19 protein-coding genes are annotated in these 23,725 nt (G+C 34.4%); 13 read left to right on the top strand and 6 right to left on the bottom strand.

Going from position 1 to position 23,725, the window contains the following annotated elements:
* Nucleotides 1-73: 73 nt before the first annotated feature.
* The 3 genes from K8B81_RS05055 (at nt 74) to K8B81_RS05045 (ending at nt 1,765) form a co-directional block, all read left to right on the top strand.
* Nucleotides 74-787, top strand: coding sequence for a 2OG-Fe(II) oxygenase (locus K8B81_RS05055; RefSeq protein ID WP_223679484.1), 714 nt, complete (start codon nt 74-76; stop codon nt 785-787).
* Between the two features lie 137 nt (nt 788-924).
* Nucleotides 925-1,170, top strand: a complete 246-nt coding sequence (locus tag K8B81_RS05050; protein WP_223679482.1) for an Ada metal-binding domain-containing protein — start codon at nt 925-927, stop codon at nt 1,168-1,170.
* Entirely contained in the window at nt 1,157-1,765 is a 609-nt protein-coding gene (locus K8B81_RS05045; protein ID WP_223679480.1) for an alpha-ketoglutarate-dependent dioxygenase AlkB family protein, read from the top strand. Before K8B81_RS05050 ends, K8B81_RS05045 begins: the two co-directional genes overlap by 14 nt.
* A gap of 4 nt (nt 1,766-1,769) precedes the next feature.
* Here the strand turns inward: K8B81_RS05045 and K8B81_RS05040 are convergent, their stop codons facing one another.
* The 3 genes from K8B81_RS05040 to gldJ all read right to left on the bottom strand — a co-directional run bounded on the left by K8B81_RS05040 (nt 1,770) and on the right by gldJ (nt 5,234).
* A complete protein-coding gene (locus K8B81_RS05040) occupies nt 1,770-2,090 on the bottom strand; it encodes an MmcQ/YjbR family DNA-binding protein (RefSeq protein WP_223679478.1) in 321 nt (106 codons plus the stop codon).
* A gap of 56 nt (nt 2,091-2,146) precedes the next feature.
* Nucleotides 2,147-3,433 (bottom strand): UDP-N-acetylmuramoyl-tripeptide--D-alanyl-D-alanine ligase, encoded by a 1,287-nt coding sequence (locus K8B81_RS05035; protein WP_223679476.1) that lies wholly within the window; start codon nt 3,431-3,433, stop codon nt 2,147-2,149.
* 112 nt (nt 3,434-3,545) lie between these two features.
* Complete coding sequence (gene gldJ, locus K8B81_RS05030) at nt 3,546-5,234, bottom strand: gliding motility lipoprotein GldJ (RefSeq protein WP_223679474.1); 1,689 nt, start codon at nt 5,232-5,234, stop codon at nt 3,546-3,548.
* A 213-nt stretch (nt 5,235-5,447) separates the two neighbouring features.
* On the opposite strand from gldJ, the gene porU reads away from it, so the two are divergent.
* From porU to K8B81_RS04990, 8 genes are all read left to right on the top strand, one after another.
* Nucleotides 5,448-9,284 (top strand): type IX secretion system sortase PorU, encoded by a 3,837-nt coding sequence (porU, locus tag K8B81_RS05025; RefSeq protein ID WP_223679467.1) that lies wholly within the window; start codon nt 5,448-5,450, stop codon nt 9,282-9,284.
* 49 nt (nt 9,285-9,333) lie between these two features.
* Nucleotides 9,334-10,545: a type IX secretion system outer membrane channel protein PorV gene (gene porV / locus K8B81_RS05020; protein WP_223679459.1), complete on the top strand. Its 1,212-nt coding sequence runs from the start codon at nt 9,334-9,336 to the stop codon at nt 10,543-10,545.
* 75 nt (nt 10,546-10,620) lie between these two features.
* A complete protein-coding gene (gene cdd / locus K8B81_RS05015; protein WP_223679457.1) occupies nt 10,621-11,103 on the top strand; it encodes a cytidine deaminase in 483 nt (160 codons plus the stop codon).
* Between the two features lie 159 nt (nt 11,104-11,262).
* Nucleotides 11,263-12,261 (top strand): pyruvate dehydrogenase (acetyl-transferring) E1 component subunit alpha, encoded by a 999-nt coding sequence (pdhA, locus tag K8B81_RS05010; RefSeq protein WP_025572856.1) that lies wholly within the window; start codon nt 11,263-11,265, stop codon nt 12,259-12,261.
* A 9-nt stretch (nt 12,262-12,270) separates the two neighbouring features.
* Nucleotides 12,271-13,914: a pyruvate dehydrogenase complex dihydrolipoamide acetyltransferase gene (locus K8B81_RS05005; protein WP_223679455.1), complete on the top strand. Its 1,644-nt coding sequence runs from the start codon at nt 12,271-12,273 to the stop codon at nt 13,912-13,914.
* A 94-nt stretch (nt 13,915-14,008) separates the two neighbouring features.
* Entirely contained in the window at nt 14,009-15,856 is a 1,848-nt protein-coding gene (locus tag K8B81_RS05000; RefSeq protein ID WP_223679452.1) for a hydrolase/aminopeptidase, read from the top strand.
* Nucleotides 15,857-16,298: 442 nt separating this feature from the next.
* Entirely contained in the window at nt 16,299-16,829 is a 531-nt protein-coding gene (locus K8B81_RS04995) for a carboxymuconolactone decarboxylase family protein (RefSeq protein ID WP_223679450.1), read from the top strand.
* 90 nt (nt 16,830-16,919) lie between these two features.
* Nucleotides 16,920-17,798 (top strand): helix-turn-helix domain-containing protein, encoded by an 879-nt coding sequence (locus K8B81_RS04990; protein WP_223679440.1) that lies wholly within the window; start codon nt 16,920-16,922, stop codon nt 17,796-17,798.
* Here K8B81_RS04990 and K8B81_RS04985 read toward each other — a convergent pair.
* Nucleotides 17,795-19,039, bottom strand: a complete 1,245-nt coding sequence (locus tag K8B81_RS04985; protein ID WP_223679439.1) for a glycosyltransferase — start codon at nt 19,037-19,039, stop codon at nt 17,795-17,797. The genes K8B81_RS04990 and K8B81_RS04985 overlap by 4 nt on opposite strands.
* A gap of 110 nt (nt 19,040-19,149) precedes the next feature.
* Here K8B81_RS04985 and miaE point away from each other — a divergent pair, with 110 nt between their 5' ends.
* Together miaE and K8B81_RS04975 are read left to right on the top strand one after the other, a co-directional pair.
* A complete protein-coding gene (miaE, locus tag K8B81_RS04980) occupies nt 19,150-19,731 on the top strand; it encodes a tRNA-(ms[2]io[6]A)-hydroxylase (RefSeq protein ID WP_223679437.1) in 582 nt (193 codons plus the stop codon).
* A gap of 46 nt (nt 19,732-19,777) precedes the next feature.
* Nucleotides 19,778-22,540, top strand: a complete 2,763-nt coding sequence (locus tag K8B81_RS04975; protein ID WP_223679435.1) for an AsmA family protein — start codon at nt 19,778-19,780, stop codon at nt 22,538-22,540.
* A 278-nt stretch (nt 22,541-22,818) separates the two neighbouring features.
* Here K8B81_RS04975 and rpmA read toward each other — a convergent pair whose 3' ends face one another.
* Together rpmA and rplU are read right to left on the bottom strand one after the other, a co-directional pair.
* On the bottom strand, nt 22,819-23,079 hold the full coding sequence (gene rpmA, locus K8B81_RS04970; RefSeq protein ID WP_025539465.1) for a 50S ribosomal protein L27: 261 nt from the start codon (nt 23,077-23,079) through the stop codon (nt 22,819-22,821).
* A gap of 24 nt (nt 23,080-23,103) precedes the next feature.
* On the bottom strand, nt 23,104-23,547 hold the full coding sequence (rplU, locus tag K8B81_RS04965) for a 50S ribosomal protein L21 (RefSeq protein ID WP_025539466.1): 444 nt from the start codon (nt 23,545-23,547) through the stop codon (nt 23,104-23,106).
* Between the last annotated feature and the right edge of the window lie 178 nt (nt 23,548-23,725).

Here is a 23,725-nt window from a genome sequence, read left to right as displayed (position 1 = left end):
TTTATTAATCAGACGAAAAATTAGTGCAATTCGTGTAATTCGTGGCGAAAAAAAATCTCAATCTAAAATTCTTATGCAAAATATACAATCAAAAATTGCTTCTCAAAATTGGGAAAGCATTACCGAATCTATGCATCAAAATGGTTTTGCCATGATTCCAAATGTGCTTAATTATAAACAATGTGAACACTTAAAATTCGATTATGACAATCCAAATTTATATCGAAAAACAGTTGTAATGGAACGTCATCGATTTGGTCTGGGCGAATATAAATATTTCAATTATCCATTGCCTGATTTAATTCAGAATCTCCGCTCTTCAATTTATCCGAAACTTGTTCCAATTGCCAATTCCTGGATGAAAGCTTTGAATATAGATACTGTTTTTCCAAAAACACATGCTGAATTATTACAGCAATGTCATGACAACAATCAGCTCAAAGCAACTATTTTAATTTTAAAATATGGCAAAGGCGGATTCAATACTTTGCATCAGGATTTATATGGAGATGTTTATTTTCCAATTCAGATTGTGCTTTTTCTAAATGAACCTGATGAAGATTTTACTGGAGGCGAATTTGTCTTGACGCAACAAACGCCAAGAGCACAATCGAAGGCTATTGTTTTAAAACCTAAAAAAGGAGATATTCTGGTTTTTACAACCAATTTCAAACCTGTAAAAGGAACAAAAGGGTATTATCGTGTAAACATGAAACATGGTGTAAGCGAAGTTCATTCTGGCGAAAGATATACATTGGGGATTATTTTTCACGATGCTCTTTCATAATTTTATATCTCGCAAAGTCGCGAAGTCGCAAAAAAACAACTAAACTTTATGCTTTAAGTTTTAAACTCTTTATATCTTAAATCGAAACAAAAACTTTGCGTTTTTGCGACTTTGCGAGAAATTTATTTTTAATCAATATGCTTCAACATAACAAAATTTCAGATACTGATCTTCGGAATAAATTTAAAAAAGGCGAAATTTGTTTCGGTGGGAACCAAAAATTAAAAATCTACGGAACATTGAAATGTTCTTCGGGAAAAAGGATGAAACGTGAAAATCGGGTTTTCTTTTTATCTGAAAATGAAGCGAGAAAAAATGGCTTCAGACCTTGCGGACATTGTATGAAATTGGAATATCAAAAATGGAAAAATGGACTTATTTAACCCTCAAATAGACGAAACAACAAACTTACTTCCAAAAGATGGAACTGTGAATTATTACGGAAAATTATTCTCTAGAGATAGGGCTGATTTCTACCGCGATATTTTACTAAATACAATCGAATGGAAAAATGACGAAGCCATAATCTTTGGTAAATTAATTCTAACTAAGCGAAAAGTAGCTTGGTACGGAGATCAGGAATTTGAATATACCTATTCGAATACAACCAAAAAAGCATTGCCTTGGACTCCTGAACTTTTAGAGTTAAAGAAGATAATTGAAGAAAAAACAGGTGAAAAATTTAATTCTTGCCTGCTGAATTTATATCATTCAGGCGAAGAAGGAATGGCGTGGCACAGCGACGCCGAAAAAGATTTGAAGAGAAATGGAGCAATTGCATCCGTAAGTTTTGGCGCTGAACGTAAATTTGCCTTCAAACATAAAGAATCCAAGGAAACCGTTTCTTTAATTCTGGAACACGGAAGTTTATTGGTTATGAAAGATGAAACGCAAACGCATTGGCTGCATCGTCTGCCCCCAACAAAAACTACACATAAACCCCGGGTAAATTTGACTTTTAGAACTATTATAAGATAGATTGTTATTTCTTTTTTGAAGCGACATTTTCATACGAACGTATTAAAGCATCTTCAAACATTTCATGCCTTACCTTTGAAAGTTCTACAATTGTCCATCCTTGTTTTCCCCATTTATTCGGAACTGGATAAAAAATCATTTCACTTGATGCACAAAAAACGGATTGATCAATTTCATTTAATTTTAAAACAGCCGTATTGTTCTTTTCATCAAAAGTTGCAAATATTTTCTTGTTTATCCGAAAAGATGTTTTTTCAAAATGAGGTTCTTCTGCAACATCATGAAGAGACAAAGCTAATTTTCTAAATGTTTCAATTAAGACCATAATTTTAGTTTAAATTCAAATTAAAGGTCTTAATAGAATCATTAAAAGACCAAATATTATAGAAATTCTAAAGTTCTTTCTAATGCCATACCACGTGATCCCTTAATCAGGATAATACTTGATTCTTTGGGTTTATTAATTTTTAAATATTCAGAAAAATTATCAAAGGTTTCGAAAAAATGAAGATTTTCTTTAGAAATACGATTTTCATAAAACGACTTTCCAATCAAATAACAAATAGATTTCTGCTGCTTTGCTAAAGAATCAACAATAGTTTTATGTTCTTGATGACTTTCACTACCAAGCTCAAACATATCACCCAAAACCATCACCTTATCAGGATTACCTAATTGTAAAAAATTAGTTATTGCTACAGCCATACTGCTTGGGTTAGCATTATAGGCATCCAGAATAATTTCAAATGATTCCTTTTTTAATAACTGAGATCTATTATTGGTTGGAGTATAGTTTTCAATTGCTGATTTAATATCATTTTTTTCAACTTTGAAATGTTTTCCAATAGCAACGGCCGCATTAATATTGTTGGCATTATAAAGACCGATCAAATTAGATTTTACAAAAAAATCATCATAATGAATCAAAACAAACGGATTTGCTTCTATTGAGCGAATATTAATATCAGCATGACTATTATTTAATCCAAATGTAAAAGATTTAATTTTTTTAGATTTTTCAATCTGAATAGCATCATCTAAATTAACAAAGGCCAATTTATCGTTTTCAAGCAAGTATTTATACATCTCGCTTTTTCCTTCAATTACGCCTTCGACACCTCCAAAACCTTCTAAATGCGCTTTACCAAAATTTGTAATATAGCCATAATCAGGCTGGGCTATTGAACATAAAAACTCAATCTCTTTTTTATGATTAGCACCCATTTCTACAATTCCAATTTCGGTTTCTATGCCAAAAGACAATAAGGTTAACGGAACACCAATATGGTTATTTAAGTTCCCAACAGTTGCCTTAGTTCTATATTTCTGTGCCAAGACAACATTTATTAGTTCTTTTGTTGTTGTTTTACCATTGCTCCCAGTTAACGCAACAATCGGAATTTTTAAATATTGTCTGTGAAATTTTGCCAACTCCTGTAATGTTTCTAAACTATTTTTTACCAGAATTGTTCTTTCGTCAATTAAATAAGACGGATTATCAATTATTACAAATAAAGCCCCCCGTTCTAAAGCTTCCTGAGCAAAAGTATTAGCATCAAAATTTTCTCCCTTGATAGCAAAAAACATCGAGTCTTTTTCAATTTTGCGTGTATCAATTGAAAGAGATTTACATTTTAAAAATAAGTCATGAATTTCTTTAATATTCATTTTATAAGCATTTATTTATATTATAAAAATAGAAAAAAACAATAAAAAAATCCAAATCCCTTACTGAAGTCAGTTTTGGAATTTGGATTTTTTTTATTGGAATTTTTAAAATTTAATTCCTTGGTGATTTTCTTCTTTCAGTTTTAGCACCTACTCTAGACATTGCGCATCTAAAACCAATGTAATCAGTAGCCATATCCTGAGGAAAATATCTTCTTTGTGCAGGATCTAACCAGTAAGCTCTGTCTCTCCATGAACCGCCTTTATAAACTCTTGCATTATCGTTTATTAAAGTTGTTCTTTTACTTGAGTTATCGTATTTTCTCACCATGTTACCTAAACTATCTGTCGTAACATTATGTATTGGAGAATTATACATTGTTTCTTTTTTAGCATCATCAGCTGATTCAGAGTCTCCAAAATCATAGTATCGTGAAGATTGTTTATCTCCATCTCTATAATTTATGTTGTCACTTTTACTGAAATTCTGTCTCAAATACGTTTCATTTTCATCAACCGGAACCTGAGCTATTTCTCCAGGTAAATTTGTAGCAACTAATTTACCATTACTTAAAGTGGTATATTTGATATTATCTTTTGTAATAATTTCTAATTTACCGTCTTTACCAATTTTATTTTTAGCATATTGATTTCCTCTGTAATAGTTAAAATCATTTGCTTCGTTATCGATTATTGGTCTGTATACGTCAGCAACCCATTCTGCTACGTTACCTGCCATATCGTATAATCCAAAATCATTAGCAGGATAGCTTTTTATCTTATTTGTAATATCGGCACCATCATCAGACCAACCAGCAATTCCGCCATAATCACCATTACCTTGCTTAAAGTTTGCCAATTGATCACCTCTGTTTTTACGTTTCGCAGAACGAGTATAATCTCCAGACCAAGGATATTTCTTTTGACCTTTATAGATGTTGTATTCTCTCTGTCCAACATCAGCTGCAGCTGCATATTCCCATTCAGCTTCTGTTGGAAGTCTGTATTCTGGCAAAATAATACCTGATGAACGCTGTGCATAAACATTTTTCTGCTCTTCTACAGTACCATCTTTACCTTTTTTAGGTCTTCTGCCATTTGGGCTTTTCTTTAGGACAATCTCTTCATTACCTCCATAAGAAGTAGATGGAGATGCAAGATATGCTTCAGTATTGAACAAACTTTCAGCACTAACATCTTGTGTTTTCGCACCTCTTTTAATATATCTTTCTTTTTCTAAAACAGCTTCGTTAACACGGTCTGTTCTCCATTTGCTAAATTCAACTGCCTGTATCCAATTAACACCAACTACAGGATAGTCAGCATAGGCTGGGTGTCTTAAATAGTTATTTGTCATCGTTTCGTTGTATCCTAAACGATTTCTCCAAACTAAAGTATCAGGAGACGCACCGGCATAGATGTTTTTGTAACTTTCTTCTGTAGGTGGGAAAACTTTTTTAAGCCATTCAAGGTATTCTAAATACATACCATTCGTAACTTCCGTTTCATCCATGTAAAATGACTGAACGTGTTGTTGAGTCGGTGTGTTATTCCAATCGTGCATAACATCATCCTGTACTTTACCCATAGTAAATGTACCTCCTTCAACGAAAACTAATCCAGGACCTGCCTGTTGTTTTTTTCCTGCATTTCTAGCAGCTGTTCCGTTCTGACTATCAACATCCCAACCTGTTGCTCTTGAACCGCGGCTAGAACTTGATTTTTTGCTACAACTAGCCGTGCCCAACATCAATACTATTGACATCATTACTTGCAAGGCTACAATTTTGTTTACTTTCATACTCATTCTTAGGTGATAAATTTAGGTGCTGCAATATAATAATTAACATTTAATTAGCAACATCTGTTCTAATAATTTTATTTAGCTGTTTTTTACCAGAAAATAACCTATAGTTTCGAAACGCAAAAATATACTTTTTATTATTACTATTACATTAAATACTATATTTTTACTTATTAAAATATTTTTAAATTAATTTCGTTTTCTTTCACTATGAAACAAGCCGTTTTTTTATATCTTTTTCTTATACCTTTTTTGCTTTTTTCCCAGAAAAATGGGAGCCTCACGATAGATTGGCAAAATAAAAAAGAAATGAGTTTTGGTGAATTAAAAATAAATATACCTTACTTTACAGGTGATAATTTTAGATTTGACATTACAAAAAAAACCATAACATTATTGTTTAGTCCAAAATATTCGGATTATTCAAGCGGCAATGAAGTTCAGATTACGAATGTTATTTATGAAACTGTTTCGGCTGATGATTTAGGCGATTTATCCTTAGCAAACATACCCAAACAACCTGACGAAACACTTCAAATAGCTGTTTCAAGAGATCAAAAACAAGGTTTTATCTCTTTGTCTCCAATTGTATCGGAAGGAAGCAGCTTTAAAAGAATCAGATCATTTTCTTATTCAATAAACAGCAATTCATCAAAAAACAATAGCTCTGCTTCGACTTTGAAATCAAATGGTATTTCAAACTCGGTTTTATCCACCGGAGATTGGTACCGCTTTTATGTAGAAAAATCAGGTGTTTATAAAATTTCAAGGTCTTTTTTACAAAGCCTGGGTTTTGATGTAAACAAAAGTGATCCGCGAAAAATAAAAATCTACGGAAACGGAGGAAGAATGCTTCCATTATCTAACAACAGTTATTATCCTGAAGATTTAACGGAAAATGCGATTCAGGTCATTGGTGAAAATGACGGGACTTTCAATAATGAAGACTATATTCTTTTTTACGCTGAGGGAATCAACAATTGGAGTTCAGAAAGCAAAACCAATATTAACTTATACGCCACCAGGTCATATTATTATATTACTGCACAGGGAAGCGACGGAAAAAGGATTCCAAATATGATACAGCCTTCCGGAAACAGCACTTTAGAATTAACTACCTTCGACGACCATCAGTTTCATGAAGTAGACTTAATTAATATTGCGCACACGGGACGTCAATGGTTTGGAGAATCTTTTGAAATCAAAAACGAACAGGAGTTTGAGTTTAATTTTCCGAATTTTGAGTCCGGTTCGCCAATAAAAATAGAAATTACCGCAGGAGCTGCAGCATTCACCAGCACTTCTTTTACTGTTTCTGGCAACGGACAGAATATTGGAAACCTATTTTTTAGCCAAATTAACAGCAGTTCTGATGCGAAATTTTACACAGGAAACCTGCCTGCGAACACTACTTTTACAGGATCTGAAAACGTAAAAATAAAACTTATTTACGACAACAACGGAGTACCAGGTTCTAAAGGATACCTTGATTATATTAACTTAACAGCAAAAAGAAAATTAACAGGCTACAGCAAGCAATTCCAGTTTCAATATGATCAGGCTGGCTCAACAACCGGCATTGTTAATTATACTATTTCGAATGCTTCAGGCATTTCACAAATTTGGGATATTACAGACCTATATAATGTATCAAAAATTGAAAACACCAATTTAAACAATTTAAGCTTCAAAGCTTCTCTAGGTGAAATTCGAAAATATATTGCAGTTGACCCATCAGATTATTATAGTCCTTTAAAAGAGACCCAGTCTAAAATTGCAAACCAAAACTTAAAGGGGACACTTTTTAAAAATGCCCAAAATAATTTTCAGGATATTGATTATTTGATTATTACTCCAAAGCCTTTCCTTTCACAAGCTGAAAAACTGGCGAACTTTCATAGGAATTATTCCAATTTAAATGTAAAAGTTGTTACGCTTGAAAACATCTATCAGGAGTTTTCTTCAGGAAAACAAGACATAGCAGCAATCAGGAATTGCATTAGGTATGTATACCAAAACGCCTCTTCATCTAATAAAAAAGTAAAATACGTAAACCTGTTTGGTGACGCTTCATTTGATTATAAAAACCGTATCTCTAACAATACCAATATTGTACCGATATATCATTCTTTAACTAGTAACACAATTGGAGAATCTTGTTTTGCATCTGATGATTTTTACGGATTAATGGATGATAATGAAGGAAATATAACTTCTTTTTACGGAGGAATAGATATTGCAACCGGCAGGATGTTAGTTGCAGATAATGCACAGGCAGAAGAAATGGTTAATAAAGTTATAGAATACCACAATATTAAATCTTACGGAAACTGGCGAAACAATGTCGTTTTAATTAGTGATGATTCTGACAAAGCTTCTGATGCTACACTGCAGTCACGACAAAACACTTTAGCTGATAAAATTACCACTGAAAAACCATTCTTAAATGTTGAAAAAATTCTTATGGATTCTTATACGCAGGAGGCATCGGCAGGAGGCTCAAGATATCCAAAAGCAAAAACAGATCTTTTTGATGCTTTTGAAAAAGGCGCGTTAGTCTTTAATTACTTAGGTCACGGAGGAGAAGATGGCTTATCCAGTGAGAGAGTTTGGGAAAAATCAGATGGCCAAAACTTAAACAATCAATATAAATACCCATTATTTATAACCATAACCTGTGAGTTTTCCCGTTTTGATGATCCAACCCACCCTACAGCCGGAGAATATACTTTTTGGAACCCAAAAGGAGGAGCTATAGCAATGCTAACAACTATACGTTCGATTGGACAATATAATGCTGAAAATTTTAATGATATCCTAACTAAAAACCTGCTGTCTTTCGGTTCAAATCAATACATAACTATTGCAGAAGCGCTTCGGGTTTCAAAAAATGAAAACCCGAGTTCATCCAGTAATGTTGTTTTTTATTTAGGTGACCCAGCGATAATGCTTGCAATTCCCAAACCCCGAATTAACTTAACAAAAGTAAATGACGTACCGGTTTCAGGAACAATTGAGGACTTTAAATCTTTAGCTAAAATTAAAATATCAGGAGAAATCACCGATGAAAACAACAACCGGTTAAACAATTATAATGGACAGCTTTCAACTGCTATTTTCGATAAACTGGTTACAAATACCACATTAAACAATGACGGTAACAGTCCGTCAATACAATTTAAAAGACTAGGCGAAACTATTTTTAGAGGAAATGCTTCTGTGACTAATGGCCAGTTTGAATTTAGCTTTGTAGTTCCAAGAGACATTCGAATACCTGTTAATAACGGCAGAATCAGTTTTTATTCAAAAAAGAATGAAGTTTTAGAAAACCAATCCGGCTATAACGACTTCATAAAAATTGGAGGAATTAACGAAAATGCGCCTCAGGACAATATTAGCCCAAAAGTGAAGTTATATATGAACGATGAAACTTTTGTATCAGGAGGAATAACAAATGACTCCCCTTTTCTTTTAGCGTTTCTTGAGGACGAAAATGGGATTAATACAGCAAGCGGAATCGGCCATGATATAATCGCTATTTTAGATGGAGATGTTAGTAATCCTTATATTTTAAATGACTACTATCAAACAAAATTAGATGATTACACTAATGGAAATTTGCGCTTCCCATTGCGTAATTTAAGCGCAGGAATGCACACTATAAGTTTTACCGCCTGGGATGTTTACAACAATCCGGTAACAAGTGAAATACAATTTATAGTCGTTGGCGATGAATCGCTTACACTTAATCACGTTCTTAATTATCCTAACCCGTTTTCTACCTACACACAGTTTTGGTTTTCCCACAACAAGCCTTATGAACCTTTAGATGTTCAGGTACAAGTGATGACAATAACAGGAAAGGTAGTGTGGACAAAAAATCAGATCATTACCACTGAAGGTTTTTTATCAAGAGAAATTACGTGGGACGGCAAAGATGATTTTGGAGACAGAATAGGCAAAGGAGTTTACATTTACAAACTTACTGTCAAATCTAGCTTAACAAATAAAAAAGCCGAAAAGTATGAAAAACTTGTTATTCTATAATATATATTTGCAAAACCAACAACATAAACTAACACCTTATCTAAAATAAATGAAAAAAATATCCTCTTTATTATTATTTTATTTTATCATCATATCACTTGCCAAAGCACAAGAAAGACCAATTACAACCGGGGTGCCTTTTTTACAAGTTGCAGCTGATGCAAGAGCAGCCGGACTTGGCGATCAGGGAGTTGCTACATCTGCAGATGTATTCTCCCAGCAATGGAATCCCGCAAAATATGCATTTTCTATCGACAAACAAGGATTTTCTGTCAGCTACACTCCTTATTTAGCTGATTTGGTTAATGACATTTCACTAAGCCAGGTAACCTATTACAACAAAATTAATGAACGAAGTGCTTTTGCCGGAAGCGTACGTTATTTTAGTATAGGAGACATTGATCTAACAACTGAAAATGGAACCGTTATTAATACTGTTAAGCCTTCAGAATATTCAATTGACGGATCTTACTCATTGAAATTAAGCGAAATGTTCTCTATGGCCGTTGGAGCAAGATTCATTAGTTCAAATTTAGGCATCACAACCGAAGGACAAAGTTTATCTGCAGCCAGATCATTTGCTTTTGACGTTGCCGGATTTTACCAATCAGAAGAATTTGCCTATACTAATTTTAACGGGAGATGGAGAGCCGGTTTTAACTTTCAGAATCTTGGGCCAAAAATCAATTATGATTTAAGCGGTATAACGGATGGATCCGGATCTAATTTCCTTCCTGCCAATTTAAGAGTTGGGGCTGGTTTTGATTTTATATTAGATGACTATAACAAAGTAGCCGTAGGTCTTGAATTCACAAAACTACTAGTTCCTACTCCACAAATTCCTACACCCACTCCTGCATCTGATATAAATGGCAATGGTACCATAGAGCCGGGTGAAGGAGCAAGTGATGGCATTCAGGAAGCCAACAACCAATACAATTCTATTGGCTGGGTACCCGGAATTTTCAAATCTTTTGGTGATGCCCCAGACGGTTTCAGCGAAGAATTAAAAGAAATAACCTATAGTTTGTCAGGAGAATATACTTATCAGGATTCGTTTTCGATGCGAGCAGGATATTACCACCAAAGTCCTGAAAAGGGCGCTGTACAGTTTTTCTCATTAGGAGCCGGATTTAAATACAATGTCGTAAAAGTGGATGTTTCCTACTTATTCTCCGCTTCAAAAGTTAAAAATCCGTTAGAGAATACACTTCGCTTCTCATTAACCTTTAATTTTGGCGATAAATACGAAGAGTATTAATCAAACAAGAAATAAAACAATATCAAATCCAAATTCCTAGAAATAGAAATTTGGATTTTTTTTCCCTTAAAAACAATGAAAGAAATAAGCGTAACATCATCCTTTTTGGTTTTCGACACCTTACAAGAATTACCAAATGACGTTCGAAACCTGATGAGTCAGGCAATAGAAATTCGTAAAAAAGCGTATGCACCTTATTCACAATTTAAAGTTGGCGCAGCACTATTATTAGATAACGGAAAAATTATTTTAGGATCAAATCAGGAAAATGCTGCGTATCCATCCGGATTATGTGCAGAACGAGTAGCTATTTTTCATGCAGGAAGTATTTATCCCGAAGCTAAAATTTTAAAAATGGCAATTACAGCGGCATCAGATCTGAATCAGACCCATGCTCCTATTCCGCCCTGTGGTTCGTGCCGTCAATCGATTGCAGAATATGAAATTAAACAAGACACCCCTATAGAAATCTATTTTATGGGAGAAATTGGTGTAATTTATCAATCCGCATCCCTCAAAAACCTGCTTCCTTTCATGTTTGATAAAAAGTTCTTGTAAAAAAGCCAAAAAACAGCTTTTAAATTTTAGTTCTTAAATGTAATGTCTTATTTTTGCATCCCGACCCTTCGGGCGCAAATTTGTGGGAGGAAACTATTTTTGCGTTATAGGTGATATTGATAACACAAAAAAACAACTTTAGCAAAAGAAAGAATTCAGATGAAAGAAGTTACAAAAGAGGTTTACTTAAAGTGGTATGAAGACATGCTGCTTTGGAGAAAGTTTGAAGACAAACTTGCAGCATTATACATCCAACAAAAAGTCAGAGGATTTCTTCACCTCTACAATGGTCAGGAAGCAGTATTAGCCGGAGCTTTACATGCTATGGATTTGACTAAAGACAAAATGATTACTGCATACAGAAATCACGTTCAGCCAATTGGTATGGGAGTTGACCCAAGACGTGTTATGGCCGAGCTTTTAGGAAAAGCAACAGGAACATCTAAAGGTATGGGAGGTTCTATGCACATTTTCTCAAAAGAACACCGTTTTTACGGAGGTCACGGAATCGTTGGAGGACAAATTCCGGTAGGAGCTGGTTTAGCTTTCGCTGATAAATATTTTGAAACTGGCGGTGTAACTATGACTTATTTTGGTGACGGAGCTGCAAGACAAGGTTCTTTACACGAAGCTTTCAACATGGCGATGTTATGGAAATTACCCGTTGTATTTATCGTTGAAAACAATGGTTACGCAATGGGAACTTCTGTAGAAAGAACTGCAAACCACACTGACATCTGGAAATTAGGTTTAGGCTATGAAATGCCTTGCGGACCTGTTGATGGAATGAATCCTGTAAAAGTTGCCGAAGCAATGCACGAAGCTATCGAAAGAGCGCGTCGTGGAGACGGACCAACTTTCCTTGAAATGAAAACATACCGTTACAGAGGGCATTCGATGTCTGATGCTCAATTATACCGTTCTAAAGAAGAAGTTGAAGAGTACAGAAAAATTGACCCAATTACTCAGGTTCTTGATGTAATTATGGATCAAAAATATGCTACACAAGAAGAAATCGATGTAATCGACCAAAGAGTTAAAGACTTGGTTGAAGAGTGTCAGAAATTCGCTGAAGAATCTCCATACCCAGACTTACAACAATTATACGATGTAGTATACGCACAAGAAGACTATCCATTTACACCTCATAAACTATAACATTATATTATGGCTATAAAAGTAACAATGCCTCGCTTGAGCGATACTATGACGGAAGGAACGGTAGCGACTTGGTTAAAAAAAGTAGGCGACAAAGTTAGCGAAGGAGATATCCTAGCTGAAATTGAAACAGACAAAGCAACAATGGAGTTCGAATCTTTCAATGAAGGAACTCTTTTACATATTGGAATTCAGGCTGGAGAAACTGCTCCGGTTGATTCATTATTAGCCATCATTGGTAACGAAGGGGAAGATATTTCTGCTCTTTTAGCCGGTGGTGACGCTACTGGTGCTGAAGCTCCAAAAGCAGATGCTCCTGCTGCTGAAGCAAAAACAGAAACTGCTGCTCCTGCTAAAACTGCAGCTGAATTACCAAAAGGGGTTGTAGTGGTAACTATGCCTCGTTTGAGCGATACCATGACTGAAGGAACAGTTGCAACCTGGTTGAAAAAAGTAGGTGATGCTGTTGCTGAAGGCGATATTTTAGCAGAAATTGAAACAGACAAAGCTACTATGGAGTTTGAGTCTTTCAATGCTGGTACTTTATTATACATCGGAATTCAGGAAGGAAGCACTGCGCCTGTTGACAGCTTATTAGCTATCATCGGACCTGCAGGAACTGATATTTCCGGAATTGCTGAAAACTATACTGCCGGAGGTGCTGCACCTGCAAGCGCCCCTGCTGAAGAAACAAAAGCAGCTCCTGCTGCCGAAAAAGCACCAGAAGCTGCAGCTGAAACTTCTAACGGAAGAGTTTTGGCTTCACCATTGGCTAAGAAAATTGCTTCTGATAAAGGAATTCAATTATCTCAAGTTAAAGGTTCTGGAGAAAACGGACGTATCGTAAAAAGCGATATCGAAAACTTTACTCCATCTACGCAAGCTGCCCCTGCTTCTAATGCTTCTGCACCAGCTGCAAAAGCAGAAGAAACTAAAGCTGCTGCTTCGAAAGTATTTGTTCCTGCCGGAGAAGTTTACACAGAAGAGATCAAAAACTCTCAAATGCGTAAAATCATTGCAAAACGCCTTTCTGAGTCATTATTCACTGCTCCTCACTACAACTTAGTGATTGAAGTAAGCATGGACGAAGCAATGCAAGCTAGAGCTGCTATCAATAGCGTTCCTGATACAAAAGTATCTTTCAACGATATGGTAATCAAAGCTTGTGCTTTAGCATTGAAAAAACACCCAAAAATCAACTCTACCTGGAAAGAAGATGCTATCATCATCAACCACCACGTAAACATTGGTGTTGCTGTAGCTGTTGAAGATGGATTAGTAGTTCCTGTATTGAAATTTACAGATGCTATGAGTTTATCTCAAATTGGCGGAAGCGTTAGAGATCTTGCTGGAAGAGCTAAAAACAAAAAACTTGGACCACAAGAAATGGAAGGAAGTACTTTTACAGTATCTAACCTTGGAATGTTTGGTATTACTGAATTTAATTCAATTATCAACCAACCAAACTCTGCAATCCTTTCTGTAGGTGCAATTGTTGAGAAACCAGTAGTTAAAAACGGTCAGATTGTAGTTGGAAACACCATGATGCTATCATTAGCTTGTGACCACAGAACGATTGACGGTGCTACGGGAGCTCAGTTCTTACAAACATTAAAACAATACATCGAAAGCCCGGTTACTATGCTGGCGTAATTAGCTGTAAATTTTATAATTAAATCCCGTCCCGAAGTTTTTCGGGACGGGATTTTTTGTTTAATTTCCATCCTCAAATTCAAAAACTCATAAAATGAAGAAACTAATCCTTGTAGCTTTATTTCTAACAGTAATTGCCTGCCAGAAAAAAGAGCAAACCGAAAAACAAGCAGTTGTTACCGATGAACACAGCTATTCTAAACCAGAACTCGCTGTGGTCAAGCATCTGGATCTTGATATTAAAGTTGATTTTGATACCCAGACTATTTCAGGAAAAGCGTCCTGGTTGATTGATAATATCAGTAAAGGAAATGAAATTATTTTTGATGAAAACACTTTAAATATTACCAAAGTAACTTTAGGAGACGAAGAAAAAGAAACCAAGTTCGAACTTGGAAAAGATACTGAATTTCACGGAAAACCACTTCATATTACTATTGAACCCAACACAACTAAAGTAAATATTTACTACAGTACAACTAAAGACGCTGTTGCTTTGCAATGGTTAAAACCAGAACAAACAGCTGACAAAAAGCATCCGTTTTTATTCTCTCAAGGAGAAAGCGTTTGGTCTCGTACCTGGATTCCGTGTCAGGATTCGCCTGGAATTCGTTTTACTTACAATGCAAAAGTTACAGTTCCTAAAGATTTATTGGCTGTGATGAGTGCTGTAAATCCACAGAAGAAAAATGATACTGGAGTTTATACTTTCAAACAATACAAAGCAATTCCGTCTTATTTAATGGCAATTGCTGTTGGGGATATTGCATTTCAATCTATTGATAACAGAACCGGAGTTTACGCAGAACCATCGATGCTTAAAAAATCGGCTTGGGAATTTGCTGAACTTGGAAAAATGGTTGTTGCAGCAGAGAAACTATACGGTCCGTATCGTTGGGGACGTTACGATGTTTTGGTTTTGCCGCCAAGTTTTCCTTATGGCGGAATGGAAAATCCAAACTTAACTTTCTTAACTCCTGGCGTAATAGCGGGAGATCGTTCGTTAACAAGTTTATTAGCACATGAATTAGGCCACAGCTGGAGCGGAAATTTAGTGACCAACGCAACCTGGGATGATATTTGGCTAAATGAAGGTTTTACCACTTATGTAGAACACAGAATTGGAGAAGCTATCTTTGGAAAGAAAGAATTTGAAATGCAAAACGTTATCACCAACAAAGAGCTAGTTGATAATGTTGCTGAATATGGAAACACAAGTCCGGACACAAGATTAAAAGTGAGTTTGACGGGAAGAAATCCTGATGACGGAATAAGTATGATTCCGTATGTAAAAGGATATGCTTTTTTAAGAATGATTGAAAATGCTGTGGGACGTGAAAAATTCGATCCGTTTATTAAAAACTATTTTGATGCCCACGCTTTCAAATCTATTACAACAGAAGATTTCGTAAAGTATATCAACGAAAATCTTATTAAAGGCGACAAAGCTTTAGCCGATAAAATTAAATTAGGAGACTGGATTTACAAACCGGGAATTCCATCAAATATAACCCCTGTAAGTTCAGCAGATTTTGATGCTATTGATAAAATCCAAAACAACTGGAGAAAAACCGGTGTTGCAGGTTTAAGCAAAAAAATCACTACAACTGCAGAAAAACAGCATTTTATAGATCATCTTCCAGCGGATATTACAGTTGCAGAAATGGAAGCTATTGATAAAGAATTCAACTTTACAAAAGGTGGAAATTTCATAATCAAACGTCAGTGGTTTGTTCAGGCAATTCGTCATCAATACAAGCCGGCTTATCCTGCAATTGAGCAATTTTTAATTGGAATCAGCAGAACTGGATCTGTCATAATGCTTTACAAAGAAATGGTTAAAACTCCTGAAGGAAAAATTTGGGCGAAAGAGGTTTTTGAGAAAGCAAAACCTGGTTATCACGCTACGACTATTCAGGCTATTGAAGATGTTTTGAAGTAAAATTCTTCATATTTATAAATTTCAAAAGAGATTATTCATAAAGGATAATCTCTTTTTTTATACGCTGCTGTCTGTCAATTTCGACCGTAGGGAGAAATCACAATCGTAACCACAAAGATTAGCGATATAACTTTACGGAATTTCTAGTGTGATTTCTCCTTTCAGTCGAAATGACAAAAATAACGAAGAACACTCTTATGAAAATGAGAGCCCTAGCCCCGATAGAAGTGAAAATCCTTTTGTGGCGGGGTTCGCCACAAAAGATTGTAACGAATAGCGGGATTAGCTCCTGAAAAAAATCACACTTTTTAACCTCAAAATAAAAAGAGGGAAAATTGTCCATCACATAGCGCCAATTCTCCATTTTCTAAAATCTGTAATCGTCGCACCTTTGTAATGTCAAAAGACAACAACAAATAATAACAATTAAAAATTAAATAAAATGACACGATTAACAGCATTAAACCCGGAAGAAGTAACAGGAAAAACTAAAGATTTGTTCAACGCTGTACAGGCAAAACTAGGAGTTGTTCCGAACATGATGAGAACAATGGGTAATTCTCCAGCAGTCTTAGAAGGATATTTAAACTTAAGCGGAGCTTTAAGCCACGGAAAATTAAGCGCGAAAACAGGAGAATTAATCGCTTTGGCCGTTTCAGAAAGCAACTCATGTGATTACTGTTTAGCAGCTCACACTTTTATTGGAGAAAAATTAATTAAAGCAGATCCGGAAGTTTTAAAAGCAGCAAGATCCGGAAATTCTACAGATCCAAAAACAGAAGCGATATTACAATTGGCCAAAACTTTAATCAGCAAAAATGGTTTAGTAAATGATGAAGATGTAAATAAAGCTAAAAATGCAGGAGTTGCAGATGCTGAAATCGCTGAAACTATTGCTCACGTCGCTTTGAATGTGCTGACAAATTATTTCAACAATGTCGCTAATACTGAAATTGACTTTCCAGCAATTTAATTTCAGAATAACATAATAACAAAAATCAATTTATAAAGATAGTGGTGAATTATTTTCATGCCTATCTTTATATTTTTAAAACCGCCCTTTATGAGTTCTCAAAATGTTTACACTTTAATAAATCCGAAAACCGGAAATTTAGCATTTAAAATTCTTCCATTTGAAGACAATATTCATTTTGACCATTTACAGCGCAATAATTATTACTCTTTAATTTGGGTAACCAAAGGAAAAGGCAAAGTCAAAGCCGATTTTGCAGAACATCATTTTGAAGAAAACTCGCTCCTCGCCTTTTCTCCTTATCAGCCTTTTATGCTTTGTGTAAGCGAGCCAATTGAAGGAATCGCGATTCACTTTCACCCTGATTTTTATTGCATTCATATGCATCAAAAAGAAGTTTCGTGCAACGGTGTTTTGTTCAACAATATTTATCAGCCGCCTTATGTAAAAGTTACGGAGCAGGCTGAACTGACTTTTAATATGGTTATCGACCAAATGAAAGCCGAGATTCTAAATGCTGAATTGGCGCAATACGAACTACTGATTTCGTATTTGAAAATATTCTTAATCACAGCATCAAGATTAAAGACAGAACAATTGGAAGAAATGAATTCGGTTCCAGATTCAAAAGAGCCTGTTATTCTTCAAAACTTAAAAGATGCGATTGAATTGAATTTCAAAACCAAACATTCTGCAGGAAATTATGCTGACTTGTTGAATATTTCTTCCAAAGCCCTCGCAAAACTATCCAAGAATTATTTTAATAAAACGTTAACCGATTTAATTTCGGAAAGAATTATTATCGAAGCCAAAAGAGAGTTATACCTGACCAGTAAAACCGTCAAAGAAATAGCATATGAACTGGGCTATGATGACGAGCATTACTTCAGCCGTTTCTTTAAAACCAATGCCGATATTTCACCTCAAATGTATCGTGAGACAGTTGGTTTTGGAAAAATGGACGTTTAATTTTTGTTCTTTGCCTCTATCCATTTTGCCATATATTTTGTACTTTTTAAAGTGTGATGCTGCAATAGGCTTCCCATAAAATTATGAAGGCGATGCGTTTCAGAGTCATTCAATAATAAATTAACCCTATCTATTAATTTTTCCGAATATTTATCTTTTGAATAACATTCGTTTATAATTGCAATTCCGTTTTTTTGAGATTGCTTCCAAAGATTTTCATCCTGATAAAGTAAAATTGCTTTTTTAGCAAACTCATCTGGATTATCTTCAATGAAACCATTCCAAGACAAATTTTCATGCATAGCTTCAGAACCAATTGTTGAAGTTACGCTTGGTGTTCCGCATTGCATCGCTTCTAATAATTTACCTTTTAAACCTGCTCCAAAACGTATTGGCGCCAGGACAACTCTTGATTTTTTTATTATTTCATTTGCATCTACTGCTCTTCCCATGATAAAAAACCCGTTTTTAGGCTGATGCAATTGTAATACTTTTTGCGAAGGATAAGCTCCATAGATTTCCAGGACAGCTTCTGGCAAATCTTTTTTAATTAAAGGCCAAATGGCTTCTTTCAAATATTGAACCGTATTCCAATTGGGTTCATGCAGAAAATTTCCGATGAAAACAAAATGCTGCCGTTCTTCAAAAGAAGGTAATACCAACAACTCTTCTTCTTCTATTTCTTCAACTAAAAAGGGTAAATATTGTAATAAAGCGGAATCCATTTTAAAAATATCCTTTAAAACCTTCATTTCGAATTTAGAAATTATATAACTCAAGTCACATCTTAAAATACTGGCAATTTCGCGTTTTGCTACTTCTTCAGAAAGTAAATCCGTCAACTCAAAAGTTCGGTTTTCCTTTAAAGCTTTTTGCCTTGCTGTTCGTAAACAATGTAAATCTTCTGTATCTAATAACCGAAGGGTTTTTGGGCAATTTTCTGCAACACGCCAGCCAAATTGTTCTTCAATCATGAAACGATCAAATAAAACAACATCCGGATCAAGTTCTATTATGAAATTATCAAAACTCGAATTATTCAGCTCAATTGATTTTCTTTCAACACCAAATTCAGACAAATCAACCATAAAATCACTGTCCTGTGCAGCGCTTGCCAAAGTGATTTCGAATTCATTTTCACGAAAAATTGAAATTAGCTGCATCATTCTTCCGCCAGCAGCAGAAGAATTTGGTTCAGGCCATACAAAGCCAATGATTAAAAGTTTTTTTGTTGGATTCATTTTAATTGTTTGAACTACAAAATAATGCATTTTTAAGCGTATTTACATGATGTTTCCTGATTTAAGCTGATAAAAAAGAACTAATTTTGCAAATATAAATCTGCAGAATTATGTTAGGATTAAAATTAGCCACAGATCCTCGTTGGGTAAATATCGTTGAATCCAATATCGAAGAAATTTTAACGGATCATGCCTGGTGTGAGCAAAAAGCAGCTTCAAACGCGATAAGCTTAGTTACGTATAACTCTGAATTAGAGGAATTGGTAACCGAAATGCTTGTTATTGCCAGAGAAGAACTGGAACACCTGCAAATGGTTCACAATTTAATCAAGAAAAGAGGCCTGACTTTGGGGCGGGAGCGAAAGGATCATTATGTAAATGAGCTTTTTAAATTCATGAAAAAAGATGGCAGCCGTAAAGATGCCCTTTGCGATCGCTTATTATTTTCAGCAATGATAGAAGCCAGAAGCTGCGAACGCTTTAAAGTGCTTTCAGAAAATATAAAAGACGAAGAACTGGCTAAATTTTATCGTGATTTGATGATTTCTGAAGCGGGACATTATACCACATTTTTAGGATTTGCCAGAAAATATCAAGACAATATAGATATCGACAAACGCTGGAAAGAGTGGATTGAATATGAAGGTTCTATTATTACCAATTACGGAAAAAACGAAACTGTTCACGGATAATCCACACTTTTAATTATTATTTTTAAACCACTTCTCAATAGTATTCATGTCAAAAAATAAAACTAAATCTATCTTATTAAAAATTGCCAAATATTCCGGAATAACGTTTGTCGTTGTTTTGGGATTACTTTTTTTGACACCTATTGTTTTTGCCGATAAAATCAAGGAACAGATTAAAAAGACTGCCAATGAAAAACTGAGCGCAGAACTGAATTATTCTGATGTTTCACTTTCTTTTTTTCATCATTTTCCTTCGTTAACTTTGACTTTAAATGATTTACATCTAAATGGATCAGCGCCTTATAAAAACGAAAAATTCATAACAGCCAAAGAAGTTTCTTTTGGAATTAATGTCGCCAGTCTGCTATTTAGCAAAGAAGTAAAAATCGATCAGATTTATTTATCGGATTCCTTTATTAATGTAAAAGTGAATCCAAAAGGAGAGGCAAATTACAACATTTATAAATCTTCTTCACAACAGGAAAAATCAAAAGACAGTTCAGATACTGCTTTAAAGCTGGAGAGAATTGAAATTTTGAACAGCAAAATCATTTACGACGACCAGTCAACCAAAGTGCATTTTGACGCTTTGGGATTTAACTATCTAGGAAAAGGGGATTTAAACAAGGCTGTTTTCGACTTATATTCAAAAGCCAAAATTGAAAAACTAAATATTGTTTATGAAGATGAGCCTTATCTGATGAACAAAAAGATAGATGCTGATTTGATTACGAAAGTAAATGTAAATTCATTATCGTTTTTCTTTGAACAGAATAACCTAAAAATCAATCAGCTTTTGGTTGATTTCAAAGGAAAATTCGACTTTTTGAAAGATGGTTACAATATGGACTTTGTTATTAAATCTGACAATAGCGATTTGTATGATATTTTCACTGCATTTCCTCCAAAATATATTACCTGGCTTTCTAAAACCGAATTAAAAGGAAATACTAATTTACTTTTTACTTTAAAAGGAGATTATATCGCTTCAAAAAATATAGCACCTGATTTAAATTTAGATGTGAAAATAGATAACGGATTTGTAAATTATGACAAAAGTGCTTTTCCGGTTTCAGATTTGAATTTGTACATTAAAACAAAAATCCCATCTTTAAATCCGGATCTTTTAATTGTTGATGCTAAAAATTTGTCTTTGAACATTAATAAAGATTATCTAAAATCAAAATTTTATATAAAAGGAGCAAATACTCCTGATATAAATGGTGATTTTAAAGCCAAAATTGATCTTGACAAATTAAGCCACGCTTTAGGAATTCCAGGAATTACCTTAAAAGGCACATTGACCGGAGACATTAAAACCAATGGAAAATTTGATCAAAAAAACAGACTTTTTCCAACCACAAAAGGTTTTATTGATTTAAATAATGGATATGTTAAAACCAAATATTACCCAAATCCAATTACAAATATTGTTGTAAAAACTACAATTGACAATCAAAAAGGCACTTTTGATGATTTAAAAGTGAAACTAAAACCTGCTCAGTTTACTTTTGAAGGAAAACCTGTTTTTGTATCAGCAGACCTGAACAATTTTGATGATTTACATTATGATATAAGAGCTAAAGGAGAGCTTGATGTTAATAAAATATACAAAGTCTTTTCTACAAAAGGTCTTGATTTGGATGGATTTATAAAAGCTGATCTGGCTTTAAAAGGAAAACAAAGTGATGCAACAAAAGGAAATTACAGCAAACTTAGCAATAAGGGAACACTTGAATTACGAAACATCGGAATTGCATCAGAATATCTTCCTAAAAAATTCATCATTAAAGAAGGTATTTTTAAAATCAATCAGGACAAAATGTCCTTCAATAACTTTTTGGCTGCTTACGGACAATCTGATTTTAAAATGAATGGCTACCTGCAAAATGTTTTTAATTATGCCATCACTAAAACCGGAATTCTAAAAGGTTCTTTTACAGTTTCTGCGCGATATATTAACGTAGATGAATTTATGTCAACTACAGAAACGAACAAATCTGCATCAAAAAATCCTGTTCCTCAAACTGAAACAAAACCTGTTACAACGCACCAGACAGGAGTTATCATAATTCCGGCGAATCTAAATCTGCAGTTAATGACAAATGCACAAAAAGTATATTTTGACAAGCTTAACCTTCAAAATGCAAGAGGAAACTTAAGCATGAAAAATGGCAAACTCAACATGCGAAATACAGGATTTAATTTAATTGGCTGCAATGTCAGCATGAATGGCAGTTATGAATCTGTCACTCCTCAAAAAGCAAATTTTGATTATGCCATTACTGCGTCAGACTTTGATATTAAAAGGGCGTATAATGAAATTGAAGTATTTAGAAAAATGGCCAGTGCTGCTGAAAAAGCGCAAGGAATTGTTTCTTTGGATTATAAATTAAAAGGTCGCTTAAACGGAAGTATGGAACCTGTTTATTCGTCCTTTGCAGGCGGCGGAACACTTTCTGTAAAAGATGTAAAAATAAGAGGATTGAAAATGTTTAATGCAGTAAGCAAAAAAACAAGCTCTGAAGCCATAAAAAATCCTGATGTTTCCAGAGTTGATATCAAAAGTACAATCAAAAACAACATCATGACTGTTGAACGCTTTAAATTTAAATTTGCCGGATTCAGACCAAGAATAGAAGGTACAACAAGTCTGGATGGAAAACTGAACTTGAAAATGCGTTTAGGACTGCCTCCGTTAGGAATATTTGGAATTCCACTGACTGTTACCGGAACACAGAATAACCCAAAAGTAAAAGTTGGCAGACATACTGAAGACCTGGAAGAAACTCAGGATGCTGAGAAATAACAATATCAAAATTCAATAGCAATATCAAATTTCAATCTTGGAAATTCCAAATTCCAATCATCAAACAGCCTTTGTCAAAGTGTAAAACTTAGACAAAGGTTTTTCTTTTACAAATAATGATCGATTATAATGTCACCATAAATGACAAACATCAAAGAAAATGGGAACGCAATTATTAAATGAACTTATATTATATGGTTAAAACAAACTTTGCTTTTTTATAAAACAAAAAACCCGATCTTTTCAGATCGGGTTTTCTATAATAATTTATCTAATGATTATGCTTCGAATGGAAGGATAGATACATAAGATTTGTTATCTCTTTTCTTTTGGAACTTAACAACTCCATCAACTTTAGCATGTAAAGTGTGATCTTTACTGATGTAAACGTTTTCACCTGGATTATGTTTTGAACCTCTTTGTCTAACGATGATGTTCCCAGCAATAGCAGCCTGTCCACCAAAAATCTTAACGCCTAGACGTTTTGATTCTGATTCTCTACCATTCTTCGAACTACCGACACCTTTCTTGTGAGCCATGACGTATGAGTTTAAATATTGTTATTATTCTTCTTTAGCTTCTTTTTTTGCTTTTGGAGCTGCTGCTTTTTTTGCTTTTGGAGCTGCTTCAGCTTCAGTAGCCGGAGCTTCTTCTGCTACAACTGCTTTTTTAGCTGCTGCTTTTTTAGTTCCGCCTGCTGCAGTAATACCTTCAATTACAATTTGTGTAAGATATTGTCTGTGACCATTTCTCTTTTTGTATCCTTTTCTTCTTTTCTTTTTGAAAACGATAACTTTATCACCTTTTAAGTGTTGTAACACTTTAGCTTCTACTGAAGCACCTTCTATAGCTGGGGCGCCTAAAGTTACGCTTCCGTTATCATCTAATAAAAGAACTTTGTCAAAAGAAACTTTTGAACCTTCTTCATTAGCCAAACGGTGAACATAAACCTTTAAGTCTTTGCTTACTTTAAATTGTTGCCCTGCTATCTCTACGATTGCATACATACCAAATTGATTTATTGATTTTTAAGGTTGCAAATATACAATTAATAATTTACTGTGCAATCCCTTATTTCAAAAATATTTTTAAGCCTTTTAAGTCTGCTTTTCAGGACTTTGCACTATATCTTTAGATGGATTCAAAAGTAAAAGATTGTTAAAATACACCTAAATAAACACCTAT

This window comes from Flavobacterium hibisci (assembly GCF_020026925.1).
GTDB classification, from domain to species: Bacteria; Bacteroidota; Bacteroidia; order Flavobacteriales; family Flavobacteriaceae; genus Flavobacterium; species Flavobacterium hibisci.
Note: the sequence above shows the minus strand (reverse complement) of the source record. Positions and strands in the feature narration are given on the sequence as shown.

What these genes read in the sequence shown, in the direction of transcription:
- K8B81_RS05055 (WP_223679484.1), top strand. Translation starts at nt 74, where the DNA reads ATGCAAAATATACAATCAAAAATTGCTTCTCAAAATTGGGAAAGCATT.
- K8B81_RS05050 (WP_223679482.1), top strand. Translation starts at nt 925, where the DNA reads ATGCTTCAACATAACAAAATTTCAGATACTGATCTTCGGAATAAATTT.
- K8B81_RS05045 (WP_223679480.1), top strand. Translation starts at nt 1,157, where the DNA reads ATGGACTTATTTAACCCTCAAATAGACGAAACAACAAACTTACTTCCA.
- K8B81_RS05040 (WP_223679478.1), bottom strand. Translation starts at nt 2,090, where the DNA reads ATGGTCTTAATTGAAACATTTAGAAAATTAGCTTTGTCTCTTCATGAT.
- K8B81_RS05035 (WP_223679476.1), bottom strand. Translation starts at nt 3,433, where the DNA reads ATGAATATTAAAGAAATTCATGACTTATTTTTAAAATGTAAATCTCTT.
- gldJ (WP_223679474.1), bottom strand. Translation starts at nt 5,234, where the DNA reads ATGAAAGTAAACAAAATTGTAGCCTTGCAAGTAATGATGTCAATAGTA.
- porU (WP_223679467.1), top strand. Translation starts at nt 5,448, where the DNA reads ATGAAACAAGCCGTTTTTTTATATCTTTTTCTTATACCTTTTTTGCTT.
- porV (WP_223679459.1), top strand. Translation starts at nt 9,334, where the DNA reads ATGAAAAAAATATCCTCTTTATTATTATTTTATTTTATCATCATATCA.
- cdd (WP_223679457.1), top strand. Translation starts at nt 10,621, where the DNA reads ATGAAAGAAATAAGCGTAACATCATCCTTTTTGGTTTTCGACACCTTA.
- pdhA (WP_025572856.1), top strand. Translation starts at nt 11,263, where the DNA reads ATGAAAGAAGTTACAAAAGAGGTTTACTTAAAGTGGTATGAAGACATG.
- K8B81_RS05005 (WP_223679455.1), top strand. Translation starts at nt 12,271, where the DNA reads ATGGCTATAAAAGTAACAATGCCTCGCTTGAGCGATACTATGACGGAA.
- K8B81_RS05000 (WP_223679452.1), top strand. Translation starts at nt 14,009, where the DNA reads ATGAAGAAACTAATCCTTGTAGCTTTATTTCTAACAGTAATTGCCTGC.
- K8B81_RS04995 (WP_223679450.1), top strand. Translation starts at nt 16,299, where the DNA reads ATGACACGATTAACAGCATTAAACCCGGAAGAAGTAACAGGAAAAACT.
- K8B81_RS04990 (WP_223679440.1), top strand. Translation starts at nt 16,920, where the DNA reads ATGAGTTCTCAAAATGTTTACACTTTAATAAATCCGAAAACCGGAAAT.
- K8B81_RS04985 (WP_223679439.1), bottom strand. Translation starts at nt 19,039, where the DNA reads ATGAATCCAACAAAAAAACTTTTAATCATTGGCTTTGTATGGCCTGAA.
- miaE (WP_223679437.1), top strand. Translation starts at nt 19,150, where the DNA reads ATGTTAGGATTAAAATTAGCCACAGATCCTCGTTGGGTAAATATCGTT.
- K8B81_RS04975 (WP_223679435.1), top strand. Translation starts at nt 19,778, where the DNA reads ATGTCAAAAAATAAAACTAAATCTATCTTATTAAAAATTGCCAAATAT.
- rpmA (WP_025539465.1), bottom strand. Translation starts at nt 23,079, where the DNA reads ATGGCTCACAAGAAAGGTGTCGGTAGTTCGAAGAATGGTAGAGAATCA.
- rplU (WP_025539466.1), bottom strand. Translation starts at nt 23,547, where the DNA reads ATGTATGCAATCGTAGAGATAGCAGGGCAACAATTTAAAGTAAGCAAA.